We start from the raw sequence: 16706 nt of genomic DNA on the forward strand, positions 1-16706 counted from the left end.
TTTCCCGAGACGGACTGCGCGGCCATGCTACATTGCCGCAAAAAGATGGCGCCGCCGCCCGGGACATGGCGCCCGACAATCAACACAGGTGAGGGGGGACGCTGCATGAAATCGTCATGGCGGACGTTTGCGCCGTTGCTGGTCTGGCTGGTGATCTATCTGGTCCCGGTGCCATCAGGGCTGAACGCCAATCAGTGGCACTATTTTGCGGTGTTCGCCGCGGTCATCACCGGGCTGATCCTCGAATCGATGCCGGTCGGCGCGGTCGGCCTGATCGGCCTGACGGTCGCCGGGGTCGGCGGTTATGTCGAGCCCGACCCGAACAAGTCGCTGCGCTGGATGCTCGCCGGCTTTTCCGAGAGCACGGTGTGGCTGATCGTCGGCGCCTTCGTGTTTTCGATCGGCTACCGCAAGAGCGGGCTCGGCCGCCGGCTGGCGCTGCTCTTGGTGCGCGGGCTCGGCCGCCGCACCATTGGGCTCGGCTATGCGGTGGCGTTCTCCGATCTGGTGCTGGCGCCGGCGACGCCCTCCAACACCGCACGCTCGGGCGGCACCATCTATCCGATCGTCAGCAACATCCCGCGCATCTACGGCTCCGAGCCCGGTCCGACCGCGGGCAGGATCGGCACCTTCGTGATGTGGACCGCGTTTGCGACCACGGCCGTCACCAGCTCGCTGTTTCTGACCGCGCTGGCGCCGAACGCCGCCGCGCTCTCGATCGCCAAGAAGCTCGTCAATATCGAGGTCGGCTGGTCGCAATGGTTCATCGGCTTCGCGCCGCTCGGTATCCTTCTGCTGCTGCTGGTGCCGCTGCTGAGCTACGCCGTCTGCCGGCCGGAGATCAAGGCCAGCCCGGAGATCGTGACTTGGAGCGAGGGCGAGCTCGCCAAGATGGGGCCGCCGTCGCGGCACGAATGGGTCATGGCGGTGCTGGTGCTGCTCGCGATGTTCCTGTGGATCTGCGGCTCCAACCCCAATATCAGCGTGCCGCTGCTCGGCTCGAACTTCATCAACGCGACCACGGTGGTGTTCGTCGTGATCTCGCTGATGCTGCTCACAGGCGTGATCGCGTTCGAGGACATCGTCGCGGAGAAGAGCGCGTGGGAGGTCTTTTTCTATTTCACCTCGCTGCTCACGCTGTCGTCTGGTCTCAACGAGATCGGCTTCATCAAATGGGTGGCCGAGGGTTATGCGAAGCCGCTCTCCGGCACGTCGCCGATGGTCGGGATGATCCTGCTCGTCACATTCTTCTTCTGGATCCACTATTTCTTCTCGAGCATCACCTCGCATACCGCCGCCGTGCTGCCGGTGGTGCTCGCGGTCGGCTCCAGCATTCCCGGCCTGTCGGTGCAGACCCTGATGCTGCTGTGCGTCTATTCGCTCGGGCTGATGGGGGTGATCTCGCCCTACGCCACGGGACCGGCGCCGATGTATTACGGCAGCGGCTATATCGGCAAAGGCGACTTCTGGAAGTTCGGGCTGATCTTCGGCGTAATCTACTTTGCCGGATTGTTGCTGATCGTGTTGCCCTGGCTACAGATGATCGGGTAAAATAGCCACAATCCAGCGAGAAATAGCGGCCGATCGGGAAGGAGGACTTTCCTTTCCGATTCTTAACGCGCTTTGTCTGACGGAAGCGTCCAAAATGCTTCCTCGAATGTGGCGCGCGCGGATTTCAGGGGACACATAGAGCCGCACCGGCTCATTCGTGTTTCTTCGTGGGCAAGTTATGGACCAGCATATCAAGCACCCGTCTATCGTGGCGCCCGAGCAAACCAGGCGCCCGTCGCGCGGGCGAGGGTTTCTGACAGGGTGTGTCGTGCTGGCGGTGCTTGCCGGCATCGTCTGGTGGACGCGGCAGCAGGCCGCGCCGCCGCATGCCGGCGGCGGGCGCAACGCCGGGCCGATGTCGATCGTGCCGGAGGCCGTCGGCAAGGGCGATATCGGCGTCAGCCTGAATGCGCTCGGCACCGTGACGTCGCTCGCGACCGTGACGATCAGAAGCCAGATCAGCGGCTACCTGATGAAGATCGATTTCAAGGAGGGCGATGAGGTCAAGAAGGGCGACCTGATCGCCGAGATCGATTCGCGTCCCTACGAGGCGACGCTGGCGCAGGCCAAGGGACAGCTCGCCCGCGACGAAGCGCAGCTGAAGGGCGCCCAGGTCGATCTCACCCGCTATCAGAACCTCGCCGCGCAGAACGCGGTGCCGCATCAGCAGCTCGATACCCAGGTCGCGCTGGTCGCGCAGTATCAGGGCACAGTCGAGGCCGACCGTGCGTCGGTGAAATCGGCCGAGGTAAATCTGCAATATTGTCGCATCGTCTCGCCGATCAACGGGCGGGTCGGACTGCGCCAGGTCGACCTCGGCAATTACGTGACGGCGGGCGACACCAACGGCCTTGTCGTGATCACGCAGCTCGAGCCGATCAGCGTGCTGTTCACGCTGCCGGAGGACAATCTGCAGGCGGTCGCGAAGCGGTTGAAGGAGGGCGCGGTGCTGCCGGCGGCGGCCTATGACCGCAGCGGCGCCAACAAGCTCGCCGAGGGATCGCTGCAGACCTTCGACAGCCAGATCGATGCGACCACCGGCACGATCAAGCTGCGCGCCCAGTTCGAGAACGACAAGCGTACGCTGTATCCGAACCAGTTCGTCAACATCCGCCTGCTGCTCGACACCCACAAGGATGCCACGACGATGTCAACCGCCGGCATCCAGCGCGGCGTCCCCGGCACCTTCGTCTATCTCGTCAACGCCGACAGCACGGTCTCGGTGCGGCCGGTCAAGATCGGCGTCACCGACGGCGACCGTGTCGAGGTGCTCTCGGGGCTTGTGCCCGGCGATCGCATCGTGATCGACGGCGCCGACAAGCTGCGCGAGGGCGCCAAGGTGGTGGTGCGCTCGCCTGCCGATGCCGCGAGCCCGGCCGGTGCAGCCAAGGGGACGGCGAGCGGCGCGGCGAATGGGGCCGTCAAGGGTGACGGCAAGGGAGACACCAAGGCAGATAGCAATGCAGATAGCAAGGGTGGCGCCGATCCCGACAAGGCGGGAGGCGGCAACCACAAGGGTGCTGCGGACGGGCAGACGAAATGAACCCGTCGCGGCCATTCATCCTGCGGCCGGTGGCGACGACCCTGATGATGATCGCCATCATGCTGTCGGGCATGCTGGCGTTCAGATTCCTCCCCGTCGCGGCGCTGCCTGAGGTCGATTATCCGACCATTCAAGTGCAGACCTTCTATCCGGGCGCCAGCCCCGACGTGATGACGTCGTCGGTGACGGCGCCGCTCGAGGTGCAATTCGGCCAGATGCCGAATCTGAACCAGATGAGCTCGGTGAGTTCGGCCGGCTCGTCCGTGATCACGCTGCAGTTCGGCCTGTCGATCTCGCTCGACGTCGCCGAGCAGGAGGTGCAGGCCGCGATCAACGCCGCGGGCAATCTCTTGCCGTCGGACCTGCCGGCGCCGCCGATCTACGCCAAGGTCAATCCGGCTGACGCGCCGATCCTGACGCTGGGCCTGACTTCGAAGACCATGCCGCTGACGCAGGTGCAGGATTTCGTCGACACGCGGCTGGCGCAGAAGATCTCGCAGCTCCCCGGCGTCGGCCTCGTCAGCATCAGCGGCGGCCAGCGGCCCGCGGTGCGGATCCAGGCCGACATCCGCAAGCTTGCGGCCTATGGGCTGAACATCGACGATCTCCGCACCACGCTCGGCAACGCCAACGTCAACACGCCGAAGGGCAATTTCGACGGCGCGATGCGGGCCTACACCATCAATGCCAACGACCAGATCCGCAATGCCAGCGACTACCGTTCGCTGATCATCGCCTACAAGAACGGCTCGCCGGTTCGCCTCAGCGACGTCGGCAACGTCGTCGACGGCGCGCAGAACGACAAGCTCGGCGCCTGGATGAACGAAACCCAGGCGATCATCCTCAACATCCAGCGCCAGCCCGGCGCCAACGTGATCTCTGTGGTCCAGGGCATCAAGGACCTGTTGCCGCAGCTGCAGGCCACGCTGCCGGCCGCGATCGATCTCAACATCCTGACCGACCGGACCGTCACGATCCGGGCCTCGGTCCGCGACGTCGAGTACGAGCTGGCGCTTGCGGTGGTGCTGGTCGTGCTGGTCATCTTCGTGTTCCTGCGCTCGACCCGCGCCACGCTGATCCCGAGCCTGTCGGTGCCGCTCTCGCTGGTCGGCACGCTGGGGGCGATGTATCTGTTCGGCTTCAGCCTGAACAATCTGTCGCTGATGGCGCTGACGATCGCGACCGGCTTCGTGGTCGACGACGCCATCGTCGTGATCGAGAACATCTCGCGCTATATCGAGGAGGGCGAATCTCCACTCGAGGCGGCGCTGCGCGGCTCCGAGCAGATCGGCTTCACCATCATCTCGCTGACGGTGTCGCTGATCGCGGTGCTGATCCCGCTGCTGTTCATGGGCGACGTGGTCGGCCGGCTGTTCCGCGAATTCGCCATCACGCTGTCGGTCACGATTCTGATCTCCGCCGTGGTGTCGCTGACGCTGGTGCCGATGGCCTGCGCGAAACTCCTGAAGCCGGAGAGCATGACGCGCGAGAACACCTTCCAGCGGCTCAGCCGGGAAGGCTTCGACTATGTCATCGCCATCTACGCCCGGATGCTCAACTGGGTGCTGGATCGCCAGACGTTCGTTCTGTTGATCGCGCTCGCCACCTTTGGTCTCACGGCGCTGCTCTATGTCGTCATCCCCAAGGGCTTCTTTCCCGTCCAGGACACCGGCGTGATCCAGGCGATCTCGGAGGCGCCGCAATCGGTGTCCTATGCGGCGATGGCCGAGCGGCAGCAGCGGCTCGCCAGCGCGATCCTGAAGGACCCTGATGTCGAGAGCCTGTCGTCCTTCATCGGCGTCGACGGCACCAACACCACGCTCAACAGCGGCCGCATCCTGATCAACCTGAAGCCGCATGAGCAGCGCAAGGCCGGCGTTTCGACGGTGATGGACCGGATCAAGGCGAGCACCGCGGCGCTGACCGGCATCACGCTCTACATGCAGCCGGTCCAGGACCTCACCATCGAAGGCACGGTGAGCCGGACGCAGTACCAGTTCATCCTGCAGGACGCCGATCCGAACGAGCTTGCGGAATGGACGCCGAAGCTGGTCGACAAGCTCAGGGAATTGCCGGAGCTCAGCGACGTCACCAGCGACATCTCCGCGCAGGGACTTTCGGTGTTCGTCGACATCGACCGCGACCAGGCCGCGCGGTTCGGCATCACGCCGGCGACGATCGACAACGCACTGTATGATTCCTACGGCCAGCGCATCGTCTCCACCGTCTTCACCAATTCGAACCAGTATCGCGTCATCCTCGAGGCCGATCCGTCGCTGCAGAACTCGCTGGATTCGCTGTCGTCGATCTATCTGCCGTCATCGGTGGGCTCGACGCCGGTACCGCTGTCGGTGATGGCCAGGATGCGGGTGGAGACCGCACCGCTGCAGGTCTCGCATCTCGGCCAGTTTCCGTCGGCAACCGTCTCGTTCAACCTGGCCCCGGGCGCCTCGCTCGGCGGCGCGGTCACCGCGATCAAGCAGGCGCAGGCCGAAATCAACCAGCCGCTCGGCATGATCACGAGCTTCCAGGGCGCGGCGCTGGCGTTCCAGTCCTCGCTCTCCAACCAGCTGTTCCTGATCCTGGCCGCGATCATCACGGTCTATATCGTGCTGGGCGTGCTCTATGAGAGCTTCATCCATCCGCTGACGATCCTGTCGACGCTGCCGTCGGCCGGCATCGGCGCGCTGCTGGCGCTGATGATGGCCGGCCAGGATCTCACCATCATCGCGATCATCGGCATCATCCTGCTGATCGGCATCGTGAAGAAGAATGCGATCATGATGATCGACTTTGCGCTCGATGCCGAGCGCAACGAGGGCAAGCCGCCGCGGGAGGCGATCTATCAGGCCTGCCTGTTGCGGTTCCGGCCGATCATCATGACGACGATGGCAGCGGTGCTCGGCGCGCTGCCGCTGATGCTCGGCAGCGGCGCCGGCTCCGAGCTCCGGCATCCGCTCGGCATCTCGATCGTCGGCGGCCTGCTGGTGAGCCAGATGCTGACCCTGTTCACGACGCCGGTGATCTATCTCTGGTTCGATCGCCTGGCGCTGCGGTTTGCCGGGCGGGCGGACGAGGTCGGCGAGGCGAGCGGGTCGCGTTGAGCCATGGATCCGTCAACGCCCTTTATCCGCCGGCCGGTCGCAACCACGCTGTTGACGTTCGGGCTTGCGGCGGCCGGCATTGTGGCGTTCTTCAAGCTGCCGGTGTCGCCGCTGCCGCAGGTGGATTTTCCGACCATCTCGGTGCAGGCGACGCTGCCCGGCGCCAGCCCGCAGGATGTCGCGACCACGGTCGCCAGCCCGCTTGAGCGGCATCTCGGCCAGATCGCCGATGTGACGGAGATGACGTCGTCGAGCTCGGTCGGCTCGACCCGGATCACGCTGCAGTTCGGGCTGAACCGCGACATCAACGGCGCGGCGCGGGACGTGCAGGCCGCAATCAATGCGGCGCGGGCCGATCTGCCGACCAGCCTGCGCAGCAATCCGACCTACCGCAAGGTCAACCCGGCCGACGCGCCGATCCTGATCCTGACGCTGACATCGGACACGCTGACGCGTGGCGATCTCTACGATGCCGCCTCCACGGTGCTGGCGCAGAAGCTGTCGCAGGTCGAGGGTATCGGCGAGGTCGTGGTGGGCGGCAGCTCGCTGCCTGCCGTGCGCGTCGATCTGATCCCGCAGACGCTCTACAAATACGGTATCGGTCTCGAAGACGTCCGCGCGGCGCTGTCGAGCGCCAACGCCCACAGCCCCAAGGGCGGCATCGATGTCGGCGACCAGCGCTACCAGGTCTACGCCAACGACCAGGCCAACAAGGCCGACGACTACAGATCGCTGATCGTGGCCTATCGCAATGGCGCGCCGGTTCACCTCTCCGACGTCGGCGAGGTGGCCGACGGCGTCGAGAACCTGCGCAATGCCGGGCTTGCCAACGGCAAGCCGGCGGTGCTGCTCATCCTCTACCGCCAGCCGAACGCCAACATCATCAGTACCGTCGACCTGGTGAAGGGGCTGATGCCGCAGTTGCAGGCCTCGATTTCGCCGGCGATCGACATCGGCTTGGCGGTGGATCGCTCGACAACCATCCGCACCTCGCTCCGCGACGTCGAGCGGACGCTGGTTCTGGCAGTAATGCTCGTCATCATCGTGGTGTTCGCGTTCCTGCGCAATTTGCGCGCCACCTTGATTCCGGTGGTGGCGGTCTCGGTGTCGCTGGTCGCAACCTTCGGGGCGATGTACCTGATCGGCTACAGCCTCGACAATCTGTCGCTGATGGCGCTGACGGTCGCGACCGGCTTCGTGGTCGACGACGCCATCGTCGTGCTGGAGAACGTCACCCGCTACATCGAGGAGGGCCTGAGCCCGCTCGAGGCGGCGCTGAAGGGCGCCAACGAGGTCGGCTTCACCGTGCTGTCGATGAGTATCTCGCTGATCGCGGTGTTCATTCCGATCCTGCTGATGGCCGGCATCGTCGGGCGGCTGTTCCGCGAATTCGCGATGACGATCTCGATCTCGATCCTGATCTCGCTCGCGGTCTCGCTGGCGACCACCCCGATGATGTGCGCGGTGCTGCTCAAGCCGGACCGCGGTGGCCACGGCCGGCTCTATTGGGCCAGCGAGCGCTTCTTCGAGGCGATGCTGAACTTCTACCGCAGGACGCTGACCGCGGCGCTGCAGCATCCGCTGTCGGTGATGCTGATCCTGGCGGCGGTGTTCGGCCTCAACTTCTATCTCTACGACGTGATCCCGAAGGGCTTCTTCCCGCAACAGGACACCGGGCGGCTGGTCGGCTCGATCCAGGCCGACCAGAGCGTGTCGTTCCAGCTGATGCAGCAGAAGCTCGCGCAGTTCGTCGGCATCATCAAGCGCGATCCGGCGGTGGAGACGGTGGTCGGCTTCACCGGCGGCGGCCAGACCAATTCCGGCTTCGTGTTCGTCTCGCTGCGTCCGCTCGACCAGCGCAAGATCGGCGCCGACGGCGTGATTTCACGCCTGCGCCGGGAGATGGCGGTGGTGCCCGGCGCGAGCCTGTTCCTGCAGGCGGTGCAGGACATCAGGGTCGGGGGCAGGGCCTCGAACGCGCAGTATCAGTACACGCTGCAGGGCTCGACGCTCGAGGAGCTCAACGACTGGACGCCGAAGATCGCTGCGGCCCTGCAGCGCGATCCGAACCTTGCCGACGTCAACAGCGACCAGCAGAACAAGGGGCTGGAATCCGATCTCGTGATCGACCGCGACGCCGCGGCCCGGCTCGGCATCACCGTGAGCCAGATCGACAACACCCTCTACGACGCCTTCGGCCAGCGTCAGGTGTCGACGATCTATGTCGCGCGCAACCAGTACCACGTCATCATGGAGGTCGCGCCGCGCTACTGGCAGAACCCCGAGACGCTGAAGGACGTCTACATCAGCACGTCGGGCGGTTCGGTCGGCGGCTCGCAATCGACCAACGCGGTGGCCGGCACCGTGGTGGCGCCGGGAACCTCGAGCGCGGCCAGTTCGGCCAATGCCCAGGCCGCGCGCAACCAGGCGACCAATTCGATCGGCTCGACCGGGAAGGGCGTGGCCTCGACCGGGTCGGCCGTCTCGACCAGCAGCGAGACCATGATCCCGCTGTCGGCGGTGGCGGCGTTCAAGCAGGGCGCGACGCCGCTTGCGGTCAATCACCAGGGCCTCCTGGTCGCCAACACCATCTCGTTCAACCTGCCGCCGAACGTGTCGCTGAGCACCGCGGTCAGCAGCATCGAGGCGACCATGAACCGGATCGGCGTCCCGGCCACGATCCGCGGCACATTCCAGGGCTCCGCCAAGGCGTTCCAGGATTCGCTCAGCAACCAGCCGTTCCTGATCCTGGCCGCGATCGTCACGATCTACATCGTGCTGGGCGTGCTCTATGAGAGCTATGTCCATCCGCTGACCATCTTGTCCACACTGCCTTCGGCAGGTGTGGGTGCCTTGCTGGCGCTGATGGCATTCAAGACCGAGTTCAGTATCATGGCGCTGATCGGCGTCATCCTGCTGATCGGCATTGTGAAGAAGAACGCCATCATGATGATCGACTTTGCGCTGGACGCGGAACGCAGGCGCGGGCTGGAGCCGCTCGAGGCGATCAAGGAGGCATGCCTGCTGCGCTTCCGTCCCATCATGATGACGACGATGGCCGCGCTGCTCGGCGCCGTGCCGCTCGCCATCGGGATGGGCGACGGCGGCGAGCTGCGGCAGCCGCTCGGCATCGCCATCGTCGGCGGTCTGATCCTGAGCCAGGTCCTGACGCTCTACACGACGCCGGTCATCTACCTCTATCTCGACCGGTTCCGCTTGTGGGCCCTGCGCGTCCGCGGCGGCGGCGCCATCCGGATGCCGGGCTCCTCACTTCAACCGGGCGAGTAAATGCCGACAGGTGCAGCGTTGCTTAGTCTTCGAATATTGCGAAAACCGGTCCGGTTTCGGCGCGTGGCGGCGTTCGGCGGCCTCAGCCTTGGTCTGAGCCTTGGCCTGACCGGCTGCATCCCCGGGGCGGAGAAACCCGAGCTCAGTCTCGAAGTGCCGGCGAGCTATCGCGCCGCGGCCAAGGGCGATGCCGACGCCGCCGTTCCTGCGCTGGCCTGGTGGCGCGGTTTCCGTTCGCCCGAGCTGACCGGGCTGATGGAATCCGCGCAGCTCTACAATCTCGATATCGCGGTGGCGATCGCCCAGATCGTGCAGGCCGACGCGCAGGCCGGCGTGTCCGGCGCCGCGCTGCTGCCGTCGATCTCGGGATCGGCGAATGCCGAGCGTCAGAAGGTCGCGACGGGATCGAGTTCGTTGCTCGGCGGGAGCAGCGGTACGTTCTCGCAGTACAGCCTTGGGCTGAGCGCGAGCTATATCGTCGATTTCTGGGGCAAGAACCGCGCGACGTTGTCGGCCTCGGAGGAGAGCGCGACGGTCGCCCGCTACAATCGCGAGGTGGTCGCGCTGACCACGATGGCGGCGGTGGCCAACACCTATTTCCAGGTGCTGGCGGCGCAGGACCAGATCAAGGCGACCCGGCGCAATCTGGCGGCGGCCGAGCGCATCCTGGCCTTGATCAAGTCGCAGTTCGCCGGCGGCACCGCCTCGCAGCTCGACCTGTCGCAGCAGGAGGCGCTGGTCGCCACGCAACGCGCGGCGATCCCGCCGCTCGAGGTGACGCTGGGGCAAAACACCGCCGCGCTTGCCCTCTTGGTGGCGCGCGCACCGGCTGATTTCTCGGTGCGCGGCGGCAGCACCACGCAGATCTCGGTGCCGCGCATCACGCCGGGGATGCCGTCGGAATTGCTCTACCAGCGGCCTGACGTCCGTCAGGCCGAGGCGCAGCTCGCGGCCTCCAATTTCAGCGTCGACGCGGCGCGGGCGGCGTTCTTCCCGCAGATCCAGCTGACCGGCACCACGGGCTTCCAGAGCGCGGCGCTCGCCTCGCTGTTCGCGCCGGGCGCCTGGTACTACACGCTCGCCGCCGGGCTGACCCAGCCGCTGTTCGACGGCTTCCTGCTGGAGAGCCAGCTCAAGCTCGCCAAGGGCCAGCAATTGCAAAACCTGCAGGCCTATCGCAAGGCGGTGCTGTCGGCCTTCGCCGATGTCGAGAAGGCGCTGATCGCGTTGCAGCAGTATACGCTGCAGGAGCGGCTGCAGTCCGACGTGGTGGCGAGCTCGCGCAAGGCGTTCGAGGTCTCCGAGACGCAGCTGCGCGGCGGCACGGTCAATCTCATCACAGTGCTGCAGACACAGCAGACGCTGTTCACGGCCGAACTCAACCTTGTGACGGTGCGGCTCAACAAGCTGCTGGCGGCGAGCAGCCTGTTCCAGGCGCTCGGCGGCGGCTGGACGCCGGCCGGCACGCTCGCGGCGGCAGTGCCATGAGGTCGGTCATGCAGCGGTTCATCACACTGCTCGTCGTTACCCTTGTCATCGCACTCGGCGCGCCGGCCGGCATTGCCCGTGCGCAGCAGCGGCCACCCAACAGCGTTCCGCTCGCCTTCGGCATGAGTGCCGACCAGGCCAGCCAGTCGCTCGGCGTTCCCCTGAACTATGTTCGCGGCACGCCGGGCAATGAATTGTTCGTCGCGCTGCCCAATGTCAGGGGCAGCGTGCTGTCGAGGCGCAGCGACGGGCTCTATCTGCAATTCGGCAAGGGACGCCTGATCGCCTGGAAGGGCGATTGGGGGACCATTCCGCAATGAGGGGCTTGGCCATGACCGCCATCAGAGCACTGATCGCCTGCGCCGCCATCGCGCTCGGCACGGCCGCTGTCTCGGCTCAAAACTTGGCGCCGCAACGGCCGCTGCGTTACGGCAGCACCGGCGGTGCGTATTTCGACGGCAGGAATGACGACCGCGATTTCCGCAGCAACGGCTCCTTTCCGGGCAGCTTCGCCGCCGATCCCTTCAGTGCGGGCTTCGGCGCGGCAGGCCTGTTCGGCTCGACGCCGTGGCACTCGGCGCGGCCCTATCCGTCGCAGGTGATCTTCGGCGCGCCATGTCAGGATTGCCGTCCGCATCACACGCGGCGGCACCGCGATCGGCCTGATTGAGATTGTTCGGGAGCGGAAGGCGCTTCTAGAGCATTTTCTGACCTGGCGGAATCGGAAGGGATTCCCTTGTGAGGCAAATCGTGATTCACCCTGAGGGCTGGTGATGGAGGCCAGCCCCCATGGCTAAGCCGCTCTCGCCGGACCTTCGCCTTCGCATTATTCGGGCTGTGGAAGAGGAAGGCATGAGCTGTCGGGGCGCCGCCGGCCGGTTCGGCGTAGCGCCATCGACAGCGATCGAACTGGTCAACGAATGGCGCAGCACCGGCGCTTGTGAGGCGGGAGCGCAGGGCGGAGACAGACGTTCAGCTCGGATCGAGGGTCATGCTGCGGAGATCCTCTCCCTGGTCAAGGCTACGCCTGACATGACGCTGGCCGAGATCGCTGACCATCTCCTCAAAGTCCACGGCGAGCGTTTCGTGCCGAGCGTGGTCTGGCGATTCTTCGATCGCCGCAACATCACGTTCAAAAAAAACATCGCACGCCAGCGAGCAGGATCGGCCGGACGTGGCCGCTGAACGCGCGGCGTGGAAGGCATCTCAGCCTGAGATCGGCATCCATCGGTTGGTGTTTATCGACGAGACGGGAGCCTCGACCAAGATGGCGCGGCGCTATGGCCGCTCGCCGTACGGCCAGCGCTGTGTCGCAGCGCTCCCGCATGGTCATTGGAAGACGACGACCTTCGTCGGCGCGCTCAGAGCGACCGGCATGACTGCGCCGATGGTCCTTGACGGTCCCATGGATGGTCTGGCGTTCGAGGCTTACGTGACGCAAGTCCTCGTGCCGACACTCAGGCCCGGCGACATCGTGGTGATGGACAATCTCGCAGCACACAAGCGCGCCGAGGTCGGCATCGCAATCGATGCCGTGGGCGCCCAGCTCCTCTATTTGCCGCCTTATTCGCCCGACCTCAATCCGATCGAAATGGCCTTCGCCAAGCTCAAAGCCGCACTTCGAAAGGCCGCCGCCAGATCAATCGAGGCTTTGGACAACGCTATTGCCACCGCCCTGACCGCCTTCACCGCCCAAGAGTGCCTGAACTTCTTCGCCGCAGCCGGTTATGACCGTGTCTGATCAGAATCTGCTCTAGCTCTTGCGCAGAAGGTCGTCGATGATGCGCAGCTTCATCCAGCCGGCCTTGTCGATAATTTCCCTGCGCAGCGTGTCCTTTTCCATCTCGTATTGCTCGCGCGAGATGTCGCGGCCGCCGCTCGCGGTGATTCCGAACGTCTTGAGCAAGGCGTTGTGCTGCGCCTCCCACGCGATCACATGCTCGGTCATGAGCTGCGTCACCGCCGGAAGGAAGCCGGGATGGCCTGCCAGGCCGCATGCTTCCGTGGTCTGCGGATCTTCCGCCAGCATGATCACGTTCCACTCGTCGTAGCCGATCAGATCCATCTGCGTGTAGAGAAACGCGCCATGCGGCCCGTCCCAGATCTTGTGGTCGATGACCAGGAACGGCAACGCATGGCAGTAGCCGTGGCGCGCCGTCATGTCACGGTTGAAACTCTCGGTGCGCTCCTGCAGCCGTTGATTGGCCGCAGCAAACACGGCGAGGCGATTGTCCGCCGTCGGCACGATGCTGGCTGCGTCGTCGGGCGCGAACCCCGCATCGCGCAGCATCGGCCCGATCCGCGGATCTTCCCACTGCCTCCTGTGAAAGGCGGGTGCCGCGCCGTCGGCACCCGGTGCCGGACGCAAGGGCTCCTTGAGATCGCCCGACGTCGCCTGCTTCTTTCCAAAAACCACCCTGCGCTCGAACATCGTGCCGTTCCTGCCAAGCTGGGGGAAAAGCATGGCAAACAACGCCCAGATTTGTCTTAACCGGTCAGGGCAAGCGGCTGCGATCGAACAACAGGGTGACGCGGCCGTTAAGGCCAACGCGAAAAATCGATCAATCCGCCGGCGGAAGCGGTCTAACTGGCGGCAACGCTTGTCGATTTCGCCGGCGCCGGGGTGACGCGGGCGAACCGCACCACGAAGCGGGTGCCGTTGTGGCCTGGGTCGCGCTCGACGCTGGCGTCGAGTTTGACGGCCATCGCCGCGACGATGCGCTGGCCCATGCCGGTGCCGCGTGGATCGGCCTTGTCGGAGAAACCCACGCCTTCGTCGCTGATCGCAAGCTGCAAATCGTCCGCGTGCGGCTTCAGCTCGACATGGATCGGGCCGGCGCCGTCGGGATAGGCGTATTTCACGGCGTTCATCACCAGTTCGTTGACGATGATGCCGATCGCGACCGCACGGTCGGGATCGATCTCGACCGGGTCGGCCTTCAGCGTCAGCCGCGACATCTTGTTGCCTTCGGCCGATCGCCTGAGATCCTCGAGCAGTGCCTCGAGATACTGGTTGAGCATCACCGTCTTGAAGTCGTGCGAGGTGTAGAGGCGGCGATGCACCTGCGCGACGGCGGCGACGCGGCCCATCGCATTGGTGAGCGCCGCCTTGACATCCTGCTGGGTCGAGGAATTGGCTTGCAGATGCAGCAGCGAGGCAATGATCTGCAGCGAATTGCCGACACGATGGTTGACCTCGCGAAGCAGAACCTCGCGCTCGGCGGCGAGCGCGGCGTAGCGGTCGCGCGAGGCGTGCACCTCGGCCTCGGCCTCGTCGCGCGCCTTCTGGATTGCGGCCCGCCGGACCGCGCCGTTCACCGCGACCTGGAGCAGGGGGATGAATTCGCCCCTGACATCCTTAACCAGATAGTCCGCCGCGCCGGCCTTCAGCGCGGTAACGGCAATCGCCGAATCCTGCGAGGCGGTGACGAACACCACCGGCGGTGCGTCGGCGATCTTGAGGATCTGCTCCAGCGTCTCCAGCCCATCGAGGCCAGGCATGTACTGGTCGAGCGCGACGACGTCGATGCCGCCCTGGGCGAGCCGGTCGAGGCCTTCCTGGCCGCTTGCGGCGTGCACGACCTTGTAGCCCGCGCGCGTCAGCCCGCGTTCGACCAGGCGCGCCAGCGCCGCGTCGTCGTCGATATAGAGCAGTGTCGTCGTTGCGCTGGTCATATCGAAGCTGGCGGCACCTGAATCACGGAAAAGAACAGGCCAAGCTGGCGAATGGCGTTGGCAAAGCTTTCGTAGTTCACCGGCTTGGTGATGTAGACGTTGCAGCCGAGTTCGTAGCAACGTTTGATCTCCTGGGAGTCGTCGGTCGTGGTCAGCACGACCACCGGCGTAGCCTTGAGATGCTTGTTTTCCTTGACCCGCTTCAGAATATCGATGCCGGTCATGTCGGGCAGATTGAGATCAAGCAGGATGAGCAGGGCCTGGCCCTTGCGCTCGACCGCGCTGCCATCCTTGCCGAACAGGTAGTGCACGGCCTCTGTACCGTTGGTGAACGGGACGATCTCATTGTTGACACCTGAGCGCCGGATATTCCGCTCAATCAGGCGGGCATGGCCCTCGTCGTCCTCGATCATGATGATGGTGACTGGATCGCTCATGATTCCTTATCCCGGTTCTTGCCTGAGTTCTTGCCTGACCAATTGATGGGCAGCGTGATCGTGAACGTGCTGCCGTTGTGAAGTTCCGATGCTACCGACATGGTCCCGCCCAGTCTGCGCACAAGTGCGCGGACATGGGCAAGCCCGATACCCTGACCGGGCTTGTCCTGGGTTCCGGCACGGCGGAACAGATCGAAGATGCGCTGGTGGTCCTTGGGATCGATGCCGCGGCCATTGTCCGCGACCTCGAAGATCGCAAAGCCCAGCTTGGTGCGGCCCTCGATCGAAATCTCGCCGGGGACGCCGTCCTTGAGGTACTTGAGTGCATTGTCGATCAGGTTGGAGAAGATCTGCTCCAGCGCGAGGCGGTCGCTGACGATATTCGGCAAAGCGCCGACCTCGACGGTCGCATTGGCCTCGGCCGCCTGATGCGCGACCGTCTTGACGATGCCGTCGATCAGCTCGCGGACGTCGATCCGCTCCAGCTTGAACTCGCGGCGGCCCTCGCGGGTGAGATTGAGGATCGCGCTGATCAGGCGGTCCATCTTTGCGATCGACGATTTGATGAAGCCGAGCGATTCGCTGAAATCGTCGGATAGCTGCTTGTCGGAGCCTTCAAGCTCGGGCTCGGCCACGTCGGTCGCGTCTTCCATCGCCGGCGCCAGCGATGCGGTGCGATTGAGCGTGGCGATGCGCTTGAAGATGTCGCCGCGCAATTCCTCCAGCTCGCTGGTGAAGCCCATGATGTTGACCAGCGGCGAGCGCAGGTCGTGGCTGACGATATAGGCGAAGCGCTGGATTTCCTCGTTGGCCTCGCGCAGGTCGGCGGTCCGTTCGTCGACGATGGTTTCGAGATTGACGTTGCTGTCGCGCAGCCTGGCCTCGGCCTCGCCGCGCGCCCGCGACGATTGCCGCAGCAGCACGAGCGAGAGGGCGGCGAGCGCCAGCACCATGCAGGAGCCGGCGATGGTGACCGAGGAGGCCAGCACTTGGGTCCTGTCCGCGGTCGCGGTGCGCGCCGCCAGCAGCCGATCCTCCTCGGTGCGCATGTCGCGGCCGATCCGGGCGATCGCCTCCAATGCATCGGCCGAGGTGCCCTTGCGCAGAATGTCGACGCTGGTCGCGGCATCGTTGTTGTCGGCGCGCTCGATGCTGAGGGCGAACTCGGCCAGCCGTTGCTCGACGGCGGCCTTGAGCTTCGCGGCATTGGCGACCTGCGCCGGATTATCGACGGTCATCATCTGGAGATGGCCGAGCGCGGCCGGGAGCGCTGCCGCGGCCGACTGGTACTCGGACAGGTATTGTGGTGCTGACGTCAGCAGATACGCCCTGGTCGCGCTTTCTGCGCGCCTGACGTCAAGCAGCAGATTGGCAACCTGGCCCTCCACCTCGACCGTGTGGACGACTAAGGCGTTGTCCTCGCGCGCCTTGTTGACCAGCAGGACAGACGCCACGCTGACCGCGACCAGCACGAAAAATCCCGCCGAGAGCAGCAGGATCTGTAACGTGGACCGGCGTCGTGAAACTGGTGTCACGACGGTCTCTTCGCGAGAGTGGGATTCAATGCGTCCCCGTGGAAAGCCAACAACCCTTTAGTACGTTTGAGCGGGGCGCTGGGTT

At 65.0% G+C, this 16706-nt stretch carries 12 protein-coding genes; 8 read left to right on the plus strand and 4 right to left on the minus strand.

The window, feature by feature from the left end:
- The first annotated feature begins 105 nt into the window (after positions 1-105).
- The 8 genes from HU230_RS11035 (at position 106) to HU230_RS11070 (ending at position 12715) form a co-directional block, all read left to right on the plus strand.
- Positions 106-1551 carry a DASS family sodium-coupled anion symporter gene (locus HU230_RS11035; RefSeq protein ID WP_176531653.1) on the plus strand — a complete coding sequence of 482 codons (1446 nt, stop codon included), beginning with the start codon at positions 106-108 and terminating at the stop codon, positions 1549-1551.
- 268 nt (positions 1552-1819) lie between these two features.
- The gene (locus HU230_RS11040; RefSeq protein ID WP_224943206.1) at positions 1820-3094 is read left to right on the plus strand and encodes an MdtA/MuxA family multidrug efflux RND transporter periplasmic adaptor subunit; all 1275 of its coding nucleotides are present in this window, start codon (positions 1820-1822) and stop codon (positions 3092-3094) included.
- On the plus strand, positions 3091-6198 hold the full coding sequence (locus tag HU230_RS11045; protein WP_176531652.1) for an MdtB/MuxB family multidrug efflux RND transporter permease subunit: 3108 nt from the start codon (positions 3091-3093) through the stop codon (positions 6196-6198). Before HU230_RS11040 ends, HU230_RS11045 begins: the two co-directional genes overlap by 4 nt.
- A 3-nt stretch (positions 6199-6201) precedes the next feature.
- A complete protein-coding gene (locus HU230_RS11050) occupies positions 6202-9486 on the plus strand; it encodes an efflux RND transporter permease subunit (RefSeq protein ID WP_176531651.1) in 3285 nt (1094 codons plus the stop codon).
- Positions 9487-10974 (plus strand): efflux transporter outer membrane subunit, encoded by a 1488-nt coding sequence (locus HU230_RS11055; protein ID WP_210284244.1) that lies wholly within the window; start codon positions 9487-9489, stop codon positions 10972-10974.
- Between the two features lie 8 nt (positions 10975-10982).
- Complete coding sequence (locus tag HU230_RS11060; protein ID WP_176531650.1) at positions 10983-11294, plus strand: hypothetical protein; 312 nt, start codon at positions 10983-10985, stop codon at positions 11292-11294.
- 11 nt (positions 11295-11305) lie between these two features.
- Complete coding sequence (locus HU230_RS11065; RefSeq protein WP_224943207.1) at positions 11306-11644, plus strand: BA14K family protein; 339 nt, start codon at positions 11306-11308, stop codon at positions 11642-11644.
- A gap of 119 nt (positions 11645-11763) precedes the next feature.
- Positions 11764-12715 (plus strand): IS630 family transposase gene (locus tag HU230_RS11070; RefSeq protein ID WP_176528729.1). Its coding sequence is split into 2 segments (ribosomal slippage): positions 11764-12104 and positions 12103-12715, totalling 954 coding nucleotides; the frame shifts between segments, so codons are not numbered across the junction.
- A gap of 12 nt (positions 12716-12727) precedes the next feature.
- On the opposite strand, the gene HU230_RS11075 is transcribed toward HU230_RS11070, so the two are convergent.
- The 4 genes from HU230_RS11075 to HU230_RS11090 form a co-directional block, all read right to left on the minus strand.
- Positions 12728-13405 carry a hypothetical protein gene (locus HU230_RS11075; protein WP_176531648.1) on the minus strand — a complete coding sequence of 226 codons (678 nt, stop codon included), beginning with the start codon at positions 13403-13405 and terminating at the stop codon, positions 12728-12730.
- 152 nt (positions 13406-13557) lie between these two features.
- A complete protein-coding gene (locus HU230_RS11080) occupies positions 13558-14649 on the minus strand; it encodes a sensor histidine kinase (RefSeq protein ID WP_176531647.1) in 1092 nt (363 codons plus the stop codon).
- Positions 14646-15086, minus strand: coding sequence for a response regulator (locus tag HU230_RS11085; RefSeq protein ID WP_176531646.1), 441 nt, complete (start codon positions 15084-15086; stop codon positions 14646-14648). The genes HU230_RS11080 and HU230_RS11085 overlap by 4 nt, the downstream gene beginning before the upstream one ends.
- Positions 15083-16621 (minus strand): sensor histidine kinase, encoded by a 1539-nt coding sequence (locus tag HU230_RS11090; RefSeq protein WP_176531645.1) that lies wholly within the window; start codon positions 16619-16621, stop codon positions 15083-15085. Before HU230_RS11090 ends, HU230_RS11085 begins: the two co-directional genes overlap by 4 nt.
- Positions 16622-16706 lie beyond the last annotated feature (85 nt).

Origin of the sequence: Bradyrhizobium quebecense (assembly GCF_013373795.3) — a bacterium.
Lineage (GTDB): Bacteria > Pseudomonadota > Alphaproteobacteria > Rhizobiales > Xanthobacteraceae > Bradyrhizobium > Bradyrhizobium quebecense.

Bases quoted from the DNA above. Each gene is read 5' to 3' on its own strand.
- HU230_RS11035 (WP_176531653.1), top strand. From the start codon at position 106: ATGAAATCGTCATGGCGGACGTTTGCGCCGTTGCTGGTCTGGCTGGTG.
- HU230_RS11045 (WP_176531652.1), top strand. From the start codon at position 3,091: ATGAACCCGTCGCGGCCATTCATCCTGCGGCCGGTGGCGACGACCCTG.
- HU230_RS11050 (WP_176531651.1), top strand. From the start codon at position 6,202: ATGGATCCGTCAACGCCCTTTATCCGCCGGCCGGTCGCAACCACGCTG.
- HU230_RS11055 (WP_210284244.1), top strand. From the start codon at position 9,487: ATGCCGACAGGTGCAGCGTTGCTTAGTCTTCGAATATTGCGAAAACCG.
- HU230_RS11060 (WP_176531650.1), top strand. From the start codon at position 10,983: ATGCAGCGGTTCATCACACTGCTCGTCGTTACCCTTGTCATCGCACTC.
- HU230_RS11065 (WP_224943207.1), top strand. From the start codon at position 11,306: ATGACCGCCATCAGAGCACTGATCGCCTGCGCCGCCATCGCGCTCGGC.
- HU230_RS11075 (WP_176531648.1), bottom strand. From the start codon at position 13,405: ATGTTCGAGCGCAGGGTGGTTTTTGGAAAGAAGCAGGCGACGTCGGGC.
- HU230_RS11080 (WP_176531647.1), bottom strand. From the start codon at position 14,649: ATGACCAGCGCAACGACGACACTGCTCTATATCGACGACGACGCGGCG.
- HU230_RS11085 (WP_176531646.1), bottom strand. From the start codon at position 15,086: ATGAGCGATCCAGTCACCATCATCATGATCGAGGACGACGAGGGCCAT.